Below are 17,566 nucleotides of genomic sequence, written 5' to 3' on the forward strand. Positions count from 1 at the left end.
AAAAAATATACCCCTAACATTTCACCCAGTCGACCCCCAAATGAGAAAACTCGAAGATCTGCAAGCACTGATTGCTACATCCGTTGCAAAATTAAAGTATCCACTTTACCCGGCGGAATTGTATGAACCGATAACCTACATATTAGCCATTGGCGGCAAACGTATGCGCCCTGCCTTGCTTTTGATGGCCTGCGACCTATTTGGCGGCGATGTTGAAGCTGCCTTACCTCCCGCTTTGGCTATTGAGGTGTTCCATAATTTCACGCTGATGCATGATGATATTATGGACAACGCTCCTAAGCGGCGCGGCCGCTCCACAGTACACGAAAAATGGAATCAAAATGTAGCTATCCTGAGCGGCGACGTGATGCTGATAGAGGGTTATAAACTAATGATGCAGGTTCGTAACGATATTTTGCGCCAGGTGCTGGATATTTTTAACGATACAGCAGTAGGCGTTTGCGAGGGACAACAGCTGGATATGACGTTTGAGACCAGCAGTGACATCAGTATTGATGAATATATCAACATGATCCGCCTTAAAACTGCTGTAGTGTTAGGCGGGGCCCTAAAAATTGGTGCGCTCATCGGCGAAGCTGATCAAAAAGATGCCGATCTGTTATCCGTTTTTGGGATCAACCTCGGCATTGCTTTTCAATTGCAGGATGATATTCTGGACGTATACGGCGACCCGGAAAAATTTGGCAAGCAGGTTGGCGGCGATATCATCTCCAATAAAAAAACATATTTGCTGATCAAGGCGCTTGAATTAACAAGCAGTGCTGAACTGGATACATGGCTGGCTGCAAAGGAATTTAATGCCGCTGAGAAAGTAGCAGCAGTAACAGCTATATATAACGCTGCAGACGTACGCCGTTATGCCGAAGATGAAATGCAGGCCTATGCTGAAAAAGCTTTTAAAGCACTGGAGCAGATCAATCTCCCCGAACAAAGCAAACAATATTTGCGCGACTTTGCCGATGGGTTGCTGGTGAGGGAATATTAAATACACGGAGATGAAAAAGTTATTACCTGCCGCTTTTCTGTTTGTGACGATAGTGAATGCTCACGCACAATCACCGCAAGCAAAAACCGATTCGGTAAGTCCGCAAAATTCTTTCATCGAGTACGAAGTTTCTCCAAAGTTCCCCGGAGGTGAGGACGCTTTCAAAAATTTCATTAAAGAAAATTTACGCTGGCCAAAAAACGACCCTCAAATAGAAGGCAAAGTTATTATCACTTTTATTATTCAGAAAGACGGAAGATTAACGAATTTCAAAATTTTAAAAAGTCTTCGTCCGGCCTACAATAAAGAAGCATTGCGCATATTAAAAGCATCTCCAAAATGGACTCCCGGAATGCAGATGGGAAAACCGATAGTTGTGGCCTATACAGTGCCGATAATATTCAGCGCTGCAAAAAGTTATTAAGCCTCCTGTACAAAAATAAGATTGTTAGATGTAGTTTCACACTTCCAATGAGCATCGAATATCCAAAAGAGAAAATGAAAAAAACAATCTATACCCTAGCATTCGTAGCATCAACACTGGTTGTCTCCGCGCAAAAAAGCAAGATCACATCCGGTGGCAAACTTAAACCCGAGCAGGCCAATGTGGATATCCGGCATTATACCATTGCCTTAGATGTTAACTTTGAGCAGAAGTCGATAGATGGATACACTACCATAGATCTCATCACGGCCAAACCAACGCATGTATTGTTGTTTGATCTGTTGGATTCTTTGAATGTAAAACAGGTATCGATCAACGGCACGAAGGAACCGTTTGAATATAAAAACAATATGATCACCATTAACACAGTAAAGGAATTGCCTGCAGGTAAGGCCAGTGTGAAAGTGATCTATGGCGGTAAGCCGCATGTGGCCGTCCGCCCGCCGTGGGATGATGGATTTACTTGGACGCGCGACTCCACCGGCCATAACTGGCTGGCCATCACCGCCGAGGGCACAGGCGGCAAAATATACTATCCTTGCAAAGATCACCCGTCTGATGAGCCAAATGAAGGTGCAGAATTGATCATTACCGTTCCAAAGGATTTGGTTGTTGCAGGACCTGGTATCTTGGTAAAGAAATCTACTAATGGCGATAAAGCTACCTTCCACTGGAAAACCAACTACACCATCAATAACTATAGCATACTGTTCAATGTAGGCGATTATAAACTGGTTAAACGCACTTACAAAAGCGTAGCCGGTCGTACCGTACCCATGGAGTTTTATGTACTGAATGAACATGCCGGCAAAGCAGCAAAGCTGATGGACATCTGGGAGCAAACGATCCACGAGAAGGAAAAATATTTTGGCGAATATCCCTGGGCAAAAGAAAAAGCCGGTTTGGTAGAAACGCCCCACCTTGGTATGGAGCACCAAAGCATGGTGGCTTATGGCAATAAGTTCAGGTACGTAAAAGTTGGCGGTCAGGATTACGACTGGCTGCTGCACCATGAATTCGGTCACGAATGGTGGGGCAACAAAGTTACCGCTATTGACTGGGCCGACTATTGGATCCATGAGGGGATCAATACTTATGCAGACGCGTTGTTTACTTTAGAGTTCGCAGGGAAGCCTGCTTACATCAAGCTATTCCAAAATTCAGTTAAGGGATTTCAGAATAAATTACCGATCGTATTGGGTAAAGATATCGACGAGGAATCTGCCTATAACGGAGATATTTATGGCAAGGGCGGGTTCTTTATGCACACCCTTAACTATGTTATGGGCGATAGCCTGTTTTTCCCCACCCTAAAAGGTTTTGTCACCGATCCGAATCATACCTACGATCACCTGAACAATACCGATGATGTGGAGCAATATTTCAGCAAGGCCTATGGCAAAAGCCTGAAACCTATGTTTGACCTCTACCTGCGTACTACCAATAAGGTAGAGTTTGATATAGTAGCGCAACGACAAGAGGGCAAATATTTGATCAAACTTCAAAACCTGGATATGGCGTTACCGCTGGATGTTACTACGGATGCGGGTGTTCAACATGTTACGGTAACTGCCAAAGGAGTAAGCGTCACGAGCAAGACTATGCCGGTCATTGATGCGGACGGCTGGTATTTTAAGAAGGTGAGCTATGAATAGATCATAGCTCCAAATTCTCAGATTTTTGCAAGACTCGGCATAAGCTAAGAGCAAATTGGCGGATAAACAATCTCACCCGAAGTAGTTGACTACTTATCCTACAAGATTGATTTGTTTTGGCAAGTCATGAAAAGGTTTATCACAGGAATAAAAGCATAAAAAAGCCCCGAATCAAACGATTCGAGGCTTTCTCAATATTGTGAGCTTGCTAAAATTATTCAGCAGCTGCTTCTTCTTTTTTAGCTTTTGGTGCCTTCTTAGCAACAGACTCTTCTGCAACGGGTGCAGCTTCAGCAGCAGCAACAGGTGCTGGTGCAAGGTCTTCCGCTACAGCTGAGATCTCAAAAGGAATAACAGAAACGTAAGAACGGTTATCTGCTTTCTTTTTAAATACTACATGTCCGGCTGTTAAAGCAAATAAGGTATGATCCTTACCAATGCCTACGTTTAAACCCGGGTTATGTTTAGTACCACGCTGACGAACGATGATGTTACCTGCAATAGCTGGTTGACCACCGAAAATTTTGATACCTAAACGCTTGCTATGTGATTCGCGGCCGTTTCTTGAACTACCGGCCCCTTTTTTGTGTGCCATTTCTTAATTTCTTTTGTGAGCAGACGTTGATCGGCCCGGTTAAAATTTAATTATAATGTGATACCTGTGATCTCGATCTTGGTAAATTGCTGACGGTGACCATTTTTCTTCTGGTAGCCTTTTCTTCTTTTCTTTTTGAAGATAATTACTTTATCACCTTTTAAATGAGACACGATCTTAGCTGAAACTTTAGCGCTTGCCAGGTCTGAACCTAATTTAAAGCTACCTTCGTTTTCTGCTAACAATACTTGGTCAAATTCAATACTAGCGCCTTCATCTCCCTGTAAACGGTGTACAAAGATCTGCTGGTCTTTTGCAACTTTAAATTGCTGTCCGGCTATACTTACTATTGCGTACATTGTTGATTAATTATTGTTTTAAATTTTGAGGTGCAAACATACGGATTAATAAATTAAATTCCAATGCGTTATTTGATGTTTTTTTGACGCGATTCCGCACCCGACAGCATCTTCTGCAACTCTTTAATAAGGCGCTGGTTGGCATCAACCAGTTTCTCGTGCCCGTCAAAATTGGCATCAAACGTAACTTTTTTGCTTTTACGTTTATAGTTATACTGAATAATGAAGCGGGGTACACGCGCTTTAGATTCATTGTTAGTCTCGTCAGCCGGGAAATCCCAAAAACCCAGCTCTGCTGCTTTACGGTGCAGGTAAAGCAGATCATCGTTAGTTAAACGCAGGTGGATTTTAACTAATGAATCCTTCCGGTTAAGATATTGGTAACTATCGGTGCGGGAATCATACTTATTCAGCATGCTATCGCGATATCCATACTGAAACTGGATAGACTGAAGCTCCGAAAACTTATACGGTGCATTTTTTACCATCATACCGTAATAGTATATACAGTAAAACAAAATAGGAACGATTATACTTAAAACAAGGAAAATCTTTTTAGAACGCACGGGGATAATTAATTAGTGAATGAATGAGTTAGCGATTGAGTGAATTTAGAATTATCTATCTTTAGAAACTGTCTTTCTCGCAGCGGAGGTGACTCTCAGGATTTGATTAGCTTCTTCCAACAAAGTGATTAAATCCGTATGTTTAACAACGTCGGATTCTACAAGAACCTCCATCCAAAAAGCAGACTCATCCGCCTCTTCTACCACGATAGATAGCTTGGCGTGGAATTCCGCTTGTGACCTTGCCCGACAAGCGGCGCGATAATTGGAGCCTACTGAAGAAGATGATCTCAGTAATTGTCGACCAATAATTTTGGCTTCCTCTGTTTTCGGCAGCGTTCTGAAGAATTTGATATTATCTACAACAAATCTTTTAGTTCGATTTCTGAATGCCTCAGCAAAGTCAGCTTTATTAGTATCTGGCATAATTAAAATAATCGGAACAAAGTAAGTATTTATTTAACTAAGTTTCGCCACGCGCCAGTCAATAATCACTAAATCAGTCATTCACTAATTCACTAATTATCCAGCTCTCCCTCCCATTTGCTCACTACGGCAGTAGCCATAGCATTACCCAATACATTGGTTGCAGATCGGCCCATATCAAGTAAGGGATCTATGCCTATTAACAGGGCCAGGCCCGCTTCCGGAATATTAAATAATGATATTGTACCTGCAATTACCACCAAAGATGCACGGGGCACGCCAGCTATCCCTTTGCTGGTCAGCATCAATACCAGCAGCATGGATAATTGCTGACTGAACGATAAATGAATGCCGTAGGATTGTGCCAAAAACAGAGATGCAAAGGTCATGTACATCATCGAACCATCGAGGTTGAATGAGTAACCTAACGGGAGCACAAAGCTTACGATCTTGTTATTGCAGCCAAAGCGTTCCAGTTCAAGCAGTACTTTGGGATAAGCTGCTTCGCTTGTTGATGTGCTAAAAGCGATCAGCATGGCATCCTTGATTCCGGCAACCAGGTTAAACGCCCGTTTTTGCAATACTGCAAATCCGGCCAACACGATAACCGTCCACAGGATCAACAGCGAGAAATAAAACTCACCAATAAAAATGGCGTAAGTGGATAAAATACCGAGCCCCTGTTTGGCTATAATCGCTGTGATCGCTCCAAAAACCGCCAGCGGTGCCAGCTTCATTACATAGCCGGTGATCTTTAAGATCACGTGCGCTATGGCATCCAATGCTTTGATGACAATCAGTCCCTGCTCTCCAATTGCAGCGGTAGCTACACCAAAAAAGAGAGAGAATACGACAATCTGCAAAATCTCATTATTGGCCATCGATTCTATAAAACTTTTGGGGACAACGTGCCCTATAAAGTCGCGAAGCGATAAAGCTGTTTTTTGAATACCTGTAGCTAAGTGACTATCAGGCAAGGGCAGGTGCATGGCCTCACCCGGTTTAAAAAAGTTAACCAGCATCATGCCAAGCAATAACGAAACAAGGGTGGCGCTCAAGAACCAAAGCAGCGTTTTTCCTCCAATTCGCCCTACCGACTTAATATCCCCTACCTTGGCAACGCCCACCACCAAAGTGGTAAACACCAGTGGTGCTACGATCATTTTTATAAGTCTTAAAAAAATATCGCTGAGCACAGTAAAACCAACAAGTTTATCTTCCCTTGCGGTATCGTTTTCTTTGCGAACTTTTACTTCGTCTTTGCGTTGTGTTTTAAGCGCGGTATAAACTGCGGTTGTGGTATCTTTACTGGCCAGCAAGCGGGTGTCTATGGCTTTTATATTTGCCTCGGCAACACTCATTTTATTATTGATGGAATCTATAATGGTTACATTATAAATGTAGCCGGCAATAACGCCAAGTACCAGCGCAATGAAAATATACAGAGTGAGTTTGTTTTTTTGCATTTGATTTGATCAGTGCCGCTAAACTACAAATTTTACTATGCTGCAGAAACTTTAATATGAGCATCACTACTTACGGTCTACAACAAATAAAGAAAGAAATACAGCACCTGCCGCAAGAGCAACTAGCCGAGTTGTGCCTGCGACTGGCACGTTACAAAAAGGAGAACAAAGAATTGCTGGCCTACTTGCTGTTTGAGGCTACCGCGGAGCAGGATTTCATAGAAAGCATTAAAGCTGAAGCTGGGTTTATGTTCAGCCAGTTGCCTCCCCAAAGCTATTTTACGGCAAAAGGTCTCCGCAAGATCTTGAAGATGCTTAGCAAATACACCAAGTTTATTGGTACAAAACCCGCCGAGATAGAATTGTTATTGAATTTTTGCCAAAATTACCTGCAGTACGTTGTTCGCCAAACTTCTTATAAGCCCATTCGGCTGATTTTGACCCGGCAACTGGAAAAAGTTAAAACTTCTATTGGAAAACTGCATGAGGATCTGCAGTTTGATTACAGCCAGGAATACAATGCTTTACTGGAAGATGCCGACAATAAATTGCCATGGCTAAATAAAAAAAGTTATATGTTGTAACAAACACCATATATCTTCGTCGAAACTATAAAAATCTACTAAACTATTAACAAGTGGCCGATAATAAAGAAGAAGCTTTCAGGAAGGTATATGAAGCCAATTCGAAGAAAATTTTCCACTTGTGCTACGGTTACACGGGTGATGATGATGCCGCCAACGATCTGTTGCAAGAAACGTTTTTAAAGGTTTGGCAAAATCTGCACAAGTTTCGTAATCAGGCGCTGATATCAACCTGGATCTACCGAATTGCGGTTAACACCTGTTTAACCTACCTGCGGTCGGAAAAAAGGCAGGCAAAGGATGAGCTGACCCCAACCATTGCTGAAACCAAACGCGAGGAGTTTTCTGAAAAGAATGAACAGGTGGCTTTGTTGTACAAGTGTATATCTAAACTGGAGGAGTCGGAAAGAATTATAATAACGCTGGTACTCGATGAAGTGCCATACCCCGAAATAGCAGATGTTTCGGGTATATCAGAGGGGAATTTAAGAGTGAAGATATATCGTATCAAACAAAAATTAACAGAATTATACAACCATTATGAAAGACTTTGATCATTTATTGATGGTTTGGCAGGGACAGCCAAAACTGGAGCCGATAGCGGTTGATGAAATATTAAAGCAGGTTAAAAAAGGAATGAGTAACTTAACCCGTAACTTATTCTGGAGTATTACGGGCATGTTGCTGGCTTTATCCGGGATTTTTGCCGTGATGCTATTCTTTGTATTTCAATCCTGGATAACCTATATGGGCATCGCGGTGATCCTGTCTACCATGGTGGGTTATGTTATTATGATGATTAGAGATTACCGCCTTATCAACAAGCAGGATCTAACAACAAATCCATCGGCATACCTGGAAGACTTAAAACAATATCAAAAAAGTCGTGCTACCATCTACGGTTGGATGTATTATCTTTACGTACTGCTGCTGAGCATCGGACTTACACTTTATTTCTTCGAAGTATTGCAAAGCGCGTCCACCACATTTAAATTGCTGGCTTACGGTTTAACGGCTTCCTGGCTATTGTTTTGCACTTTTTATCTAAAGGGTCGGATTTTTGCCAGTGAACAGGAAAAGCTGAATTTAATGATAGACCGACTGGTACGATTGCAGGATCAGTTTGATTGAGTATTTTCACGAAATGCCGCCGAAACTTACTATAGTCCGGGTTCCCAGTGATCATGCACTAACCCTGCTGGAGCTTAGCCGCGTAACCTTTTTTGATGCGTTTGCCCATCTCAATAAGGCAGCAGATATGGAAATATTTGCTGCTAATGCATTTACGCTCCCATCTTTTGAAAAACAGCTTAGTAACCCCAATTCGCATTTCTATTACGCGTTAGTCAATGGCGAGATTGCCGGTTATATCAAATTAAATTACAACACTGCCCAAACAGAGTTTAAGGATCCGGACGCTTTGGAAATTGAGCGGCTTTATGTGCTGCAAGCCTACCAGGGGCAGCAAATAGGCAAACAGCTGATAGATTTTGCTATTAAAAAAGCTATGGAAAATAAGTTTAGTTATATCTGGCTCGGCGTGTGGGAGCATAATCCAGGAGCGATTCGCTTTTACGAAAGCCAAGGGTTCGCTGTTACCGGGAGCCATCCATTTATGCTCGGGAACGATCTGCAAACCGATCTGTTGATGAGGAAAAGTCTGTAAATCTGCACAGTAAGACCAATAGTTAGATGTGTTGCCTGAGCACTTTCTCTATTCTACGCGCTTTAGTTATCAAATCCTTATCAGCAATATAACTGTCTACATTTATCACTTTACTTATCAGATTTTTTTTAAATATCGTGCTGAAATTACAGTAAGTAAGGTCAAATTTCCAGTTTTCAATTAAATGATTAAACACTTTTTTATCATATTCAAACAAATCCCGATGATCAACCACTATAAAATGGCTGGCGGGCAGCGTTTGAATATTTTTCAGGATTTCCTCATTATAACTTAACCATATCTGCAGGTAAAATGCTGCGCGCTCATGGTAAAATTTATTCATTTTCCTCGCTCTTCGTAATTTTAGCCACACCTGCTTTGAGAGCCATGGCCTTATTAAGTATTTGGCTTCAAATTCCATAAAGTCCCTACGAATCATGGAGCTTACCGTTGATTTATAATCACGTACGATATTTAAATAGTAAGCGCCCGGCAAAAACTCCCTATAATGCAACAGAAACAGGCAGGTACGCGGATCTTTCCAACCCCATTGTCCTTGCGTCTGACTTTTAAAATCGATGATCCATTGGAGTTTTTCTTTCTGGCGCGGTGATAATAGTTCTATTGATTTTGTGGTAAATCCGGAATTTGCGAGATTGTTGGCATCCAGTATATCGCTATGAAACCGCAAAAAGTCCAAATCTTCAAAATGTCCGTCCAAATTGCCCGAGCTGGCACCCAGCATGTCATCGCCCAGGTTTAAGCCGCAGCGGTTTAACCACTGGCTTATTAAAGATGTACCCGAGCGGTGCATACCGGCGATTATTAATGTGTTAGCAGGCACGTACCAATTGTTTTTGGTTAACAATGAAATTGTAAAGCATATAAGTACAGTCCTCTACGCTGTTGATATTTGTGTTAATATAAAGATCTGGCTGCAGGGGCCTATCAAACTGGTCGTTGATCCCGGTGAGATTAGGCAGCTTATGGGGGTGCTCCTCTGGCAACATAGCCCTGCTGTAAAATCCTTTAGTGTCACGCGAAATCAGCACTTCCAATGGGCAATCCACAAAAACAGTGTATAAATCGGGGTAGGATACTAACAGTTCATTCCTGATCTGTTCATAAGGATTGATGGCGCTAATGATGGTTACAATGCCATGATTGCTAAATTTGCCCGCAATAAAACCCAGGCGGCGAATGTTCTCAAACCTGTCTTGCCGGGTATAAGTCAATTCTTTAAATAGCTTAGTGCGGTATTCGTCGCCATCTATAATTTCAACGGATTTGCCGCTAGCCTGAAGCTTTAACTTTACCTTTTTTGCCAGCGTAGTTTTACCGGCCCCTGATAGGCCACAAAGGAGAATAATCATTTCAGTAGGTATTTTGATGTTAACTAGCAGGCAACACGCAATCTTTCACATCGGTATGATTCGAAATTTATCCTTGATGCCTTAGGCCAAATTCAGTCAAAAAAAGTGTGCCCCACGTTAAGAATCGGCAAACAGGACGTTTGTACCGATAAACAAAAAGGCTAACAAAATGTATCGAAATTTTTACTTTTAAGCAAAGACGCTCAAAGCTTTATATCAGAATTGTTATAGTACGTACGATATTCAAGCATTAATTTTGCAGTTTCCAGTCATTGGCAAACAAACGCCTAGCTTTTCATAAAAGGATTAAAGGTCCTTGCTCCGATCTCCATACCCGCGGCGCGGCAAACCGTCTTATCGCCAAACTTAAAATTGATATTATCCATAGCCTGGTAAAGACGGATGCGCTCTTCGTTATCTTCAAATAAATTGATCTGATAACTGCCGGTACAAAGGTTGCTGAGCTTTACACCAATGAGCCGGATGGGCCGGTGCTGGTTCCAGGCCTTGTTCAACAAATTTTTGATACCTGGTATAAGGATATGCTCAGCAGCCGTAAGGGAGATTTTTTGCTGCTGAGTGTGGGTTTCAAAATTAGCATACCGAATTTTGATGGCAAGGCAACTACTCACCTTATTTTCCCGGCGCAATTTGCCCGCAAGTTCTTCGGTCATACTTACCAGTACGTTTTCCAGGGTGCGCTTGTCGTTCACGTCACTCTCAAAGGTTGTTTCAGTAGAGATGGATTTTCTGCCTTCGTGAGGAACGATTTCGCTATCATCAATTCCGTTGGCTTTATTATAAATGTAAGTGCCGGATTTTCCAAAAACGGTTTCCAGAAACTTAATATTTACTTTTTGAAGATCGCCTATTTTCTCAATACCATACTGATAAAGCTTTTGGCAGGTATGCTCGCCCAGTCCCGGAATCTTCCGGATATTCAACGGAGCCAAAAAAGCTTTCTCCTCCCCTGCTTTTACCCATAGCTGCCCGTTTGGCTTTGCCTGGTTAGTAGCCATTTTTGCAATGGTTTTGCCCGTCGCCATCCCAAATGAGATGGGCAGTCCAGTTTCACGCATCACTGTTTGGCGCAGTTCGCTGGCTATCTGGTATGGGTCATGAAATCGTTCCATACCACTCAGATCTATATAGAACTCATCTACTGATGTTTTTTGGTAAAGCGGCACACTGCGGTGGATGATCTCTGTAACTTCTCTTGAGGCCTCGCTATAGCGCCCATGCCTGCCATGGATAACAATAGCATGCGGGCAAAGCTTCAGGGCCTGGCGCGTAGGCATCGCTGAATGCACCCCAAAGGCCCTGGCCTCATAACTGCACGAGGCAACCACACCACGATCTGCCGAGCCGCCAATAATTACCGCCTTACCGATAAGGGAAGGATCGAACTTCCGCTCCACGGAAACAAAGAAAGAATCGAGATCTATATGTACAATATGCCGCTGCGCATCCATTCACAAATATGAAAATTAAGTTTGAAATACTAAAGTATTTAGCAATTTTTGTACTGATAAATCGTGTGATATGACCGGCTATACTGATTACCTTTTCCTGCTGACACCACCTGAAGTGATCAAAACCGAAGTCATGCGTTATAAGAAGGCATCGGCAAAATATATCGGCGATTTCCCTGGCTTGCAATCCCCGGCTAATATTATCGTAAACCAATTAGACCGGCAAAAACCATACATGACTGAAACCGCGATGGAAAACCTGCATGCCAGACTAAGCGTCATGCCGCCTGTATTATTACACATGGATGGCTTTAAGAACATTTCCCAATTGCATGGTAAATTTGCCATTTACGCCTACATGCGGAGTACACCTGCTATGGAGAGTTGGTTTGCACTGCTTTGCAAAAATCTGAACATAAAAAAAACGGTATTCCCCCACATTCCTGTTGTGCGGAATATAGCCGAAGTAGACTTTAAGAAATTATGGCCAAACTTTCAGCATAAGAAGTTAGCGGAACCGTTTTGGTTAAGAGAACTAAAAGTACTTCAACGGGAAAGCTTTGGTACGACACACGGAAAGTGGGAGCCTTACAAAACAATTGAGTTTAAAAATGCGACGGCAATGCTGGAGAAAAATACGTGGAAAGCCCAGCAACTGGCAAAGGCAGAGATAGCTGCCGAGAAACAGGTTAAGTTTTTTTAAGCTAACCTGAGGATGATTATTGCAAATGATTGCGGGAATGCATTTATTTTTTGCGTTGGCTATATTATGACGCGTCCTGATGCAATCAAAGGCTTCACCTGCCTATAACCAGCATTGTTAAATCATCTACTGCAACCTTCAAACTACTGCAAACAAATCTTTCGTACTGATAATGAGGCAACAGTAAGCAAAAAGAGCTTTTTTAACAATTTATTAACCGTAAACACATCATTTTTCTATCTTTGCGCCGGGGTAAGTCTTTTACGGCCAGCTCCTCTTGAACTCCCCCAGGGTGGGAACACAGCAAGGGTAGAGAGTTGAGCGGCGCGATAAAAGTAGCTTACCCTTTTTTATTTTCCTTTTTTCCAAAATTCAACTTTTCCTGATCTAAGAAACCATCATGCAGAAAATTTAAATCTGGATGAAATTGTTAATACCCTTGCAATCGTTATAGCTAGCTCGAAATTATTAAGACTATATTATAGATTTTAGAAAGACTTCGTCAAATTTCGTTATAGTCGAACGAATGGGCGCCCATTAATGTATGTACACCCATTCGTAAAGATATGTTTACTACCAAATCTTGATTCTTTGGTCAGGTGCCTTGTAATTTTGATCACCTGGCTTTACGGCAAATGCCTGGTAAAATGGCTCAAAATTCATCAAAGGCCCATTTACACGCCACATGGCCGGTGAGTGCGGATTGGTATTTACATATGTGCGGAGAAATGCATCTCTGGTTTTCACACGCCAGATCCTGGCGATAGACAGAAAAAAGCGCTGGTCTGGTGTAAAACCATCAATCTTATCATTGCCTTTACCCTGTTGGGTCATCTTAAATGCATCATAGGCAATTGCTATTCCGCCGTTGTCTGCGGTATTTTCTCCCAATGTAAGCGCGCCTTTTATATGCACCGTGTCTAAAACGGTAAAAGAACCATATAGCTTGGCTAACTGGTTGGTTTTATCCCTGAACTTTTGATAATCACCCTTTGTCCACCAATTTTTCACATTGCCATCCTTATCGAACTGTGCACCCTGGTCGTCAAAAGCGTGCGTCATTTCATGACCGATTACCATACCGATACCCCCATAATTGATAGCATCGTCAGCTGAAAAGTCAAAATAAGGAAATTGCAGAATACCAGCCGGGAAAACAATTTCATTAAAAGGCGGATTGTAATAAGCGGTAACCGTAGCCGGCGTGGTACCCCATTCCGTCTTATCAACCTGCTTGTTCAGTTTGGCTAATTGAAACTGATAGTCATTCTGTTTAAGCAACACAATATTTTCAAAGTATTTTGTTCTGCTGATCTGTACGTTATCATAATTCCGCCATTTATCAGGGTATCCTATTTTTTTGGTGATTGCATATAATTTTTCCCGGGCTTTTTGTTTGGTGCTATCGCTCATCCAATCCAGCTGATTAATCCTGTTTTCAAAAGATTTTTGAAGATTGTTTACCAATATTAGCACGCGTTTTTTTGCATCTTCGTTAAAATAACGCTTTACATATAGTTGCCCTAATGCTTGCCCTAAATAGCTATCTACGTTTTGGGTCATGATTTGCCTGCGGGATTTTTGCGTATTCTGACCGTACAATACCTTGTTGAATTCGAAAGAGGCATCTACAAAGGGTGTGCTTAGTGTTTCAGCATAGTTTTGCAGCGTGTTGGCTTTCAAATAGATCTTCCAGTCATTTAGCGATATCGATTTAAGCAGGCCGTTTAACTTGCTGTAATACACTGGCTGAGCCATATCTATTGAATCGGTTTTGGCACCCAGATAGCCAAGTAGTTTTGTCCAGCCTATATTAGTTTGTGATTTGTTAATGGATGCAACCGCTATTTTATGGTAATTTGCGTTAATATCCCTTAACTCTATATTGGTTTTATGAGACGCAGCATTTTGTTTCTCGATGCCGTAAACGATATTTGCATTCCTGGTAGCGTTTGCAAGCGTGCTCCCTGTTAATTGGAATAGCGTGCGCAAATATTTTTTATAGGCTTGCTGAATGCGGATCGTAGGTGCATCCGATTTAAAATAATAATCTCTTTCAGGCAAACCTATGCCAGTTTGATAAACATGGGCAATATTGATACTGCTGTTTTTGTTATCCGGAGAAACATCAAAACTAATAATCTGGCCATTTCCTGTTCTAAGTTGCTCCGCTATAAATTTCATCAATGATGGTACGCTGGCGATAGCATCTATATGTGCGAGTATGGGTTTAACAGGCTGATACCCGCGCTTATTTATAGTTGCGATATCCATACCCGAGGCATAGAAATCGCCTACTTTTTGGTCAATGCTTCCTGTGAGATTGTTAGTTCTTGAAACACTATCCAGGATGTTTTGCAGCAGCTGCTTTTGGGGTATGTTCATGAAACTGTATGAGCCCACTCCTGATTGGTCACCAGCGATTTTTGCGGTGTCGTACCAGCGGCCGTTAACAAAGCGAAAGAAATTATCACCGGGTTTAATCAGGGAATCAATTCCTGCTACATCAACAAAACTTTTCCGTTGATCATCCAGGTAACTCCAGGCACTTAGAACTATCAATGCTGCACAGAGGTAGAACGCTTTATTCATAATTATCAATTTGCTTAAAGATAATTATTTTCTGTTAAGTAGCACAAAAATTTGCCCGACCATCAGTTTTGGCATCGGCACCAAAAAACAATGCCATACCAGGTGGATTAAGATAATCTCACTGAGTACGGCATTTAAAATCTACGAAGTTGCTATATTATGCTTTCGGAACAATCTTTACCTTAATGGCATTCAGGCCTTTTTGACCCTGCTCGGTTTCAAAGTTGACCTTGTCGTTTTCTCTTACTTCTTCTGTTAAGCCATTAACGTGTACAAAAATGCTTTCCTGCGTAACATGATCACGGATAAAGCCGAAGCCTTTAGCGCTGTTGAACATGGTTACCGTACCGGTTCGCAATCTGTCTTGCTCAGTCAGTTCCGCTTGTTTTGGCACACTGATCTGGATGTCTTCGGTAACAATCTTCTTGCGTTTGTTAGGATCTGGTGGCGTAGAGGTAATGTTACCATCTTCATCGATATAAGCCATCATGTCATCAAGCGATTTGCCCTTTGAGCCATTTGCCTTACGGTCTTCTGCCTTTTCTTTTTTCTCTTTTAACTTGATAGATTTTTTCTTCTCGCGTTCTTTTTTACTAAATGTTTCTGTGGATCTGCCCATAATTACAAATATAACATCATTTCTCCACATTGGTTGCACCTGGCTGCGTATTTCTCTACTTTCGCCGGCATTCCTTATGAAAGTTATCATTGCCGAGAAACCCTCTGTTGGAAGAGAGATAGCAAAAGTGTTTGGTGCCACCACTAAAAAAGACGGGTATATTGAAGGCAAGGGCTACACTTTTACGTGGGCTTTTGGCCATTTGCTGCAGCTTGCCCCGCCGCAGGAATACGGCTTTTACGGATGGAATGTGCAGAACCTGCCCATGCTGCCAGCTAAATTCAAGCTTTCTATCCGTAAGATAAAAACAAAAGATGGTATGGTGGAAGACCCGGGTGTGCGCAAACAGCTGGATATTATCAAAGCGCTTTTTGATGAGGCCACAGAAATAATTGTTGCTACCGATGCCGGGCGCGAGGGAGAATTGATCTTCCGCTATATCTACTATTATCTTAAATGCAAAAAGCCATTCAAAAGGCTTTGGATCTCTTCACAAACTGATGCAGCAATTAAGGATGGTTTTCGCAATCTTAAACCCGGATCGGACTACGATACCCTTTTTAATTCCGCGCATTGCCGCTCTCAGTCTGATTGGCTGGTGGGAATGAATGCCACACAAGCCCTAAGTCTATCATCTGGCACACAGGCGGTATTGTCGCTTGGCAGGGTACAAACGCCTACCCTGGCGATGATCTGCGCGCGCTACCTGGAAAATAAAAACTTTATACCGCAGTCCTTTTATCAGGTCAGCATCGAGCCGGATAAAAACGGGCAGCGTTTTAAGGCCATATCAGAAAAAAACTTTAAAACCAGGGAAGAAGCGCAAGCCGTTTTGGAACTGGTAGAAGCCACAGGCGTGGTAGAAAATGTGGACGCCAAACCACGTAAAGAGCCCCCTCCGCTATTGCATGATTTGAGCAGCCTGCAACAGGAAGCCAATAAACGAAAGGGCTTTACTGCCGACCAAACCCTTGGTTTACTGCAGAACCTTTATGAAAGCAAACTGGTAACTTATCCACGTACGGGGAGCCGGTACATTGGTGATGATGTTTTTGCGGAAGTTCCCGCCCTGATTGCTAAGTTTTCCGATCATCCAGAATTTGGTAAACAGGCAACTTTTCTGGTAAGTGCCAAACTGAACAAACGGAGTGTGAATGCAAAGAAGGTAACAGATCACCATGCCATATTGCCCACCGGTGAGCAGGCTCGAAATTTATCAGCCGACCAGCAGGCTATTTATGATATGGTAACCGGCCGGATGCTGGAAGCATTTCATACGGATTGCATTAAAGAAATCACCAGGATCACGGTACTATCAGGCACTAAATTCGTAGCAAGCGGCACGGTAATCAAAACAGCCGGCTGGCGGGCGGTATTTAATGATAAGGATGAAGAAAAGAAAGATGAAGAAAACGCAACGCTGCCTAAAGTGAAACAGGGTGATATACTGCCTATTAATGATAAATTACTGCTGGAAAAACAAACCAAACCAAAACCGCTGTACAACGAAGCCAGCCTGCTCAAAGCGCTTGAAACCGCCGGTAAAGAAATTGACGACGAGGAACTTCGCCAGGCCATGAAGGATAGCGGACTGGGTACCCCTGCAACCCGTGCAGCCATGATAGAAACGCTATTGAAGCGCAGCTACATCGCCCGCGAAAAGAAAAACCTGGTACCCACTCCAATGGGCCTTTCGGTTTATGAAGTTGTAAAAAACCACCGAATAGCACAAGCCGAACTTACCGGCAACTGGGAAAAAAGATTGGAAGAGATCAGAACAGGTGCATCGGTAGCTGAATTTCAGGAAGAAATAAAAACATACACCCGCGCCATTACACAAGAGTTGCTTACAGCAGGTAAGGCTATGGTATTGGCTAAATAAAATTAGCTACAGATGTTCATCTCCTAAAGTAGTTTTAATAGTGGGGCAATACAGCGTAAGTGTGACATCGCTGAAACACCCGTAGGCAAACACTTTGGCGTTTCTGTGTACTTCGGCACATATGCCGAGCCAAACTCTACAACTCCCCTAGTTGATG

19 protein-coding genes and 1 other RNA gene are annotated in these 17,566 nt (G+C 42.4%); 10 read left to right on the plus strand and 10 right to left on the minus strand.

Going from position 1 to position 17,566, the window contains the following annotated elements:
• Positions 1–40: 40 nt before the first annotated feature.
• Genes A0256_17725 through A0256_17735 form a run of 3 tightly spaced genes read left to right on the plus strand, consistent with a single transcriptional unit; the run spans position 41 to position 3,106 of the window.
• Positions 41–1,006: an isoprenyl synthetase gene (locus A0256_17725; protein ID AMR33123.1), complete on the plus strand. Its 966-nt coding sequence runs from the start codon at positions 41–43 to the stop codon at positions 1,004–1,006.
• Between the two features lie 10 nt (positions 1,007–1,016).
• Positions 1,017–1,430, plus strand: coding sequence for a hypothetical protein (locus A0256_17730; GenBank protein ID AMR33124.1), 414 nt, complete (start codon positions 1,017–1,019; stop codon positions 1,428–1,430).
• Between the two features lie 47 nt (positions 1,431–1,477).
• A complete protein-coding gene (locus A0256_17735; protein ID AMR33125.1) occupies positions 1,478–3,106 on the plus strand; it encodes a hypothetical protein in 1,629 nt (542 codons plus the stop codon).
• Positions 3,107–3,320: 214 nt separating this feature from the next.
• Here A0256_17735 and A0256_17740 read toward each other — a convergent pair whose 3' ends face one another.
• From A0256_17740 to A0256_17760, 5 genes are all read right to left on the minus strand, one after another.
• A complete protein-coding gene (locus A0256_17740) occupies positions 3,321–3,701 on the minus strand; it encodes a 50S ribosomal protein L27 (GenBank protein ID AMR33126.1) in 381 nt (126 codons plus the stop codon).
• A gap of 50 nt (positions 3,702–3,751) precedes the next feature.
• A complete protein-coding gene (locus A0256_17745; protein ID AMR33127.1) occupies positions 3,752–4,060 on the minus strand; it encodes a 50S ribosomal protein L21 in 309 nt (102 codons plus the stop codon).
• A gap of 68 nt (positions 4,061–4,128) precedes the next feature.
• The gene (locus A0256_17750; GenBank protein ID AMR33128.1) at positions 4,129–4,632 is read right to left on the minus strand and encodes a hypothetical protein; all 504 of its coding nucleotides are present in this window, start codon (positions 4,630–4,632) and stop codon (positions 4,129–4,131) included.
• Positions 4,633–4,677: 45 nt separating this feature from the next.
• Complete coding sequence (locus A0256_17755; GenBank protein AMR33129.1) at positions 4,678–5,052, minus strand: four helix bundle protein; 375 nt, start codon at positions 5,050–5,052, stop codon at positions 4,678–4,680.
• Positions 5,053–5,144: 92 nt separating this feature from the next.
• A complete protein-coding gene (locus tag A0256_17760) occupies positions 5,145–6,518 on the minus strand; it encodes a C4-dicarboxylate ABC transporter (GenBank protein ID AMR33130.1) in 1,374 nt (457 codons plus the stop codon).
• A gap of 56 nt (positions 6,519–6,574) precedes the next feature.
• On the opposite strand from A0256_17760, the gene A0256_17765 reads away from it, so the two are divergent.
• The 4 genes from A0256_17765 to A0256_17780 are packed head-to-tail and all read left to right on the plus strand — an operon-like array spanning position 6,575 to position 8,768.
• Positions 6,575–7,102: a hypothetical protein gene (locus A0256_17765; protein ID AMR33131.1), complete on the plus strand. Its 528-nt coding sequence runs from the start codon at positions 6,575–6,577 to the stop codon at positions 7,100–7,102.
• A 53-nt stretch (positions 7,103–7,155) separates the two neighbouring features.
• Positions 7,156–7,656 carry an RNA polymerase subunit sigma-24 gene (locus tag A0256_17770; GenBank protein ID AMR33132.1) on the plus strand — a complete coding sequence of 167 codons (501 nt, stop codon included), beginning with the start codon at positions 7,156–7,158 and terminating at the stop codon, positions 7,654–7,656.
• Positions 7,643–8,233 carry a hypothetical protein gene (locus A0256_17775; protein ID AMR33133.1) on the plus strand — a complete coding sequence of 197 codons (591 nt, stop codon included), beginning with the start codon at positions 7,643–7,645 and terminating at the stop codon, positions 8,231–8,233. Before A0256_17770 ends, A0256_17775 begins: the two co-directional genes overlap by 14 nt.
• A 13-nt stretch (positions 8,234–8,246) precedes the next feature.
• The gene (locus A0256_17780) at positions 8,247–8,768 is read left to right on the plus strand and encodes a hypothetical protein (protein AMR33134.1); all 522 of its coding nucleotides are present in this window, start codon (positions 8,247–8,249) and stop codon (positions 8,766–8,768) included.
• A gap of 22 nt (positions 8,769–8,790) precedes the next feature.
• Here the strand turns inward: A0256_17780 and A0256_17785 are convergent, their stop codons facing one another.
• The 3 genes from A0256_17785 to A0256_17795 form a co-directional block, all read right to left on the minus strand.
• Positions 8,791–9,636, minus strand: a complete 846-nt coding sequence (locus A0256_17785) for a hypothetical protein (protein ID AMR33135.1) — start codon at positions 9,634–9,636, stop codon at positions 8,791–8,793.
• Positions 9,602–10,141, minus strand: coding sequence for an adenylyl-sulfate kinase (locus A0256_17790; protein AMR33136.1), 540 nt, complete (start codon positions 10,139–10,141; stop codon positions 9,602–9,604). The genes A0256_17785 and A0256_17790 overlap by 35 nt, the downstream gene beginning before the upstream one ends.
• 287 nt (positions 10,142–10,428) lie before the next feature.
• Positions 10,429–11,613, minus strand: coding sequence for a DNA polymerase IV (locus A0256_17795; GenBank protein AMR33137.1), 1,185 nt, complete (start codon positions 11,611–11,613; stop codon positions 10,429–10,431).
• Between the two features lie 70 nt (positions 11,614–11,683).
• Between A0256_17795 and A0256_17800 the strand changes: the two genes are divergently transcribed.
• Both A0256_17800 and ffs read left to right on the plus strand, forming a co-directional pair.
• Complete coding sequence (locus tag A0256_17800) at positions 11,684–12,316, plus strand: hypothetical protein (protein ID AMR33138.1); 633 nt, start codon at positions 11,684–11,686, stop codon at positions 12,314–12,316.
• A 250-nt stretch (positions 12,317–12,566) separates the two neighbouring features.
• Positions 12,567–12,665, plus strand: an RNA gene (ffs, locus tag A0256_17805) — signal recognition particle sRNA small type.
• A gap of 224 nt (positions 12,666–12,889) precedes the next feature.
• On the opposite strand, the gene A0256_17810 is transcribed toward ffs, so the two are convergent.
• Positions 12,890–14,908: a peptidase M13 gene (locus tag A0256_17810; GenBank protein ID AMR33139.1), complete on the minus strand. Its 2,019-nt coding sequence runs from the start codon at positions 14,906–14,908 to the stop codon at positions 12,890–12,892.
• 157 nt (positions 14,909–15,065) lie between these two features.
• Complete coding sequence (locus A0256_17815; GenBank protein AMR33140.1) at positions 15,066–15,527, minus strand: DNA-binding protein; 462 nt, start codon at positions 15,525–15,527, stop codon at positions 15,066–15,068.
• 76 nt (positions 15,528–15,603) lie between these two features.
• Here A0256_17815 and A0256_17820 point away from each other — a divergent pair, with 76 nt between their 5' ends.
• Positions 15,604–17,409, plus strand: a complete 1,806-nt coding sequence (locus A0256_17820) for a DNA topoisomerase III (GenBank protein ID AMR33141.1) — start codon at positions 15,604–15,606, stop codon at positions 17,407–17,409.
• The last annotated feature ends 157 nt before the right edge of the window (positions 17,410–17,566 follow it).

It is taken from the genome of Mucilaginibacter sp. PAMC 26640, assembly GCA_001596135.1.
Lineage (GTDB): Bacteria > Bacteroidota > Bacteroidia > Sphingobacteriales > Sphingobacteriaceae > Mucilaginibacter.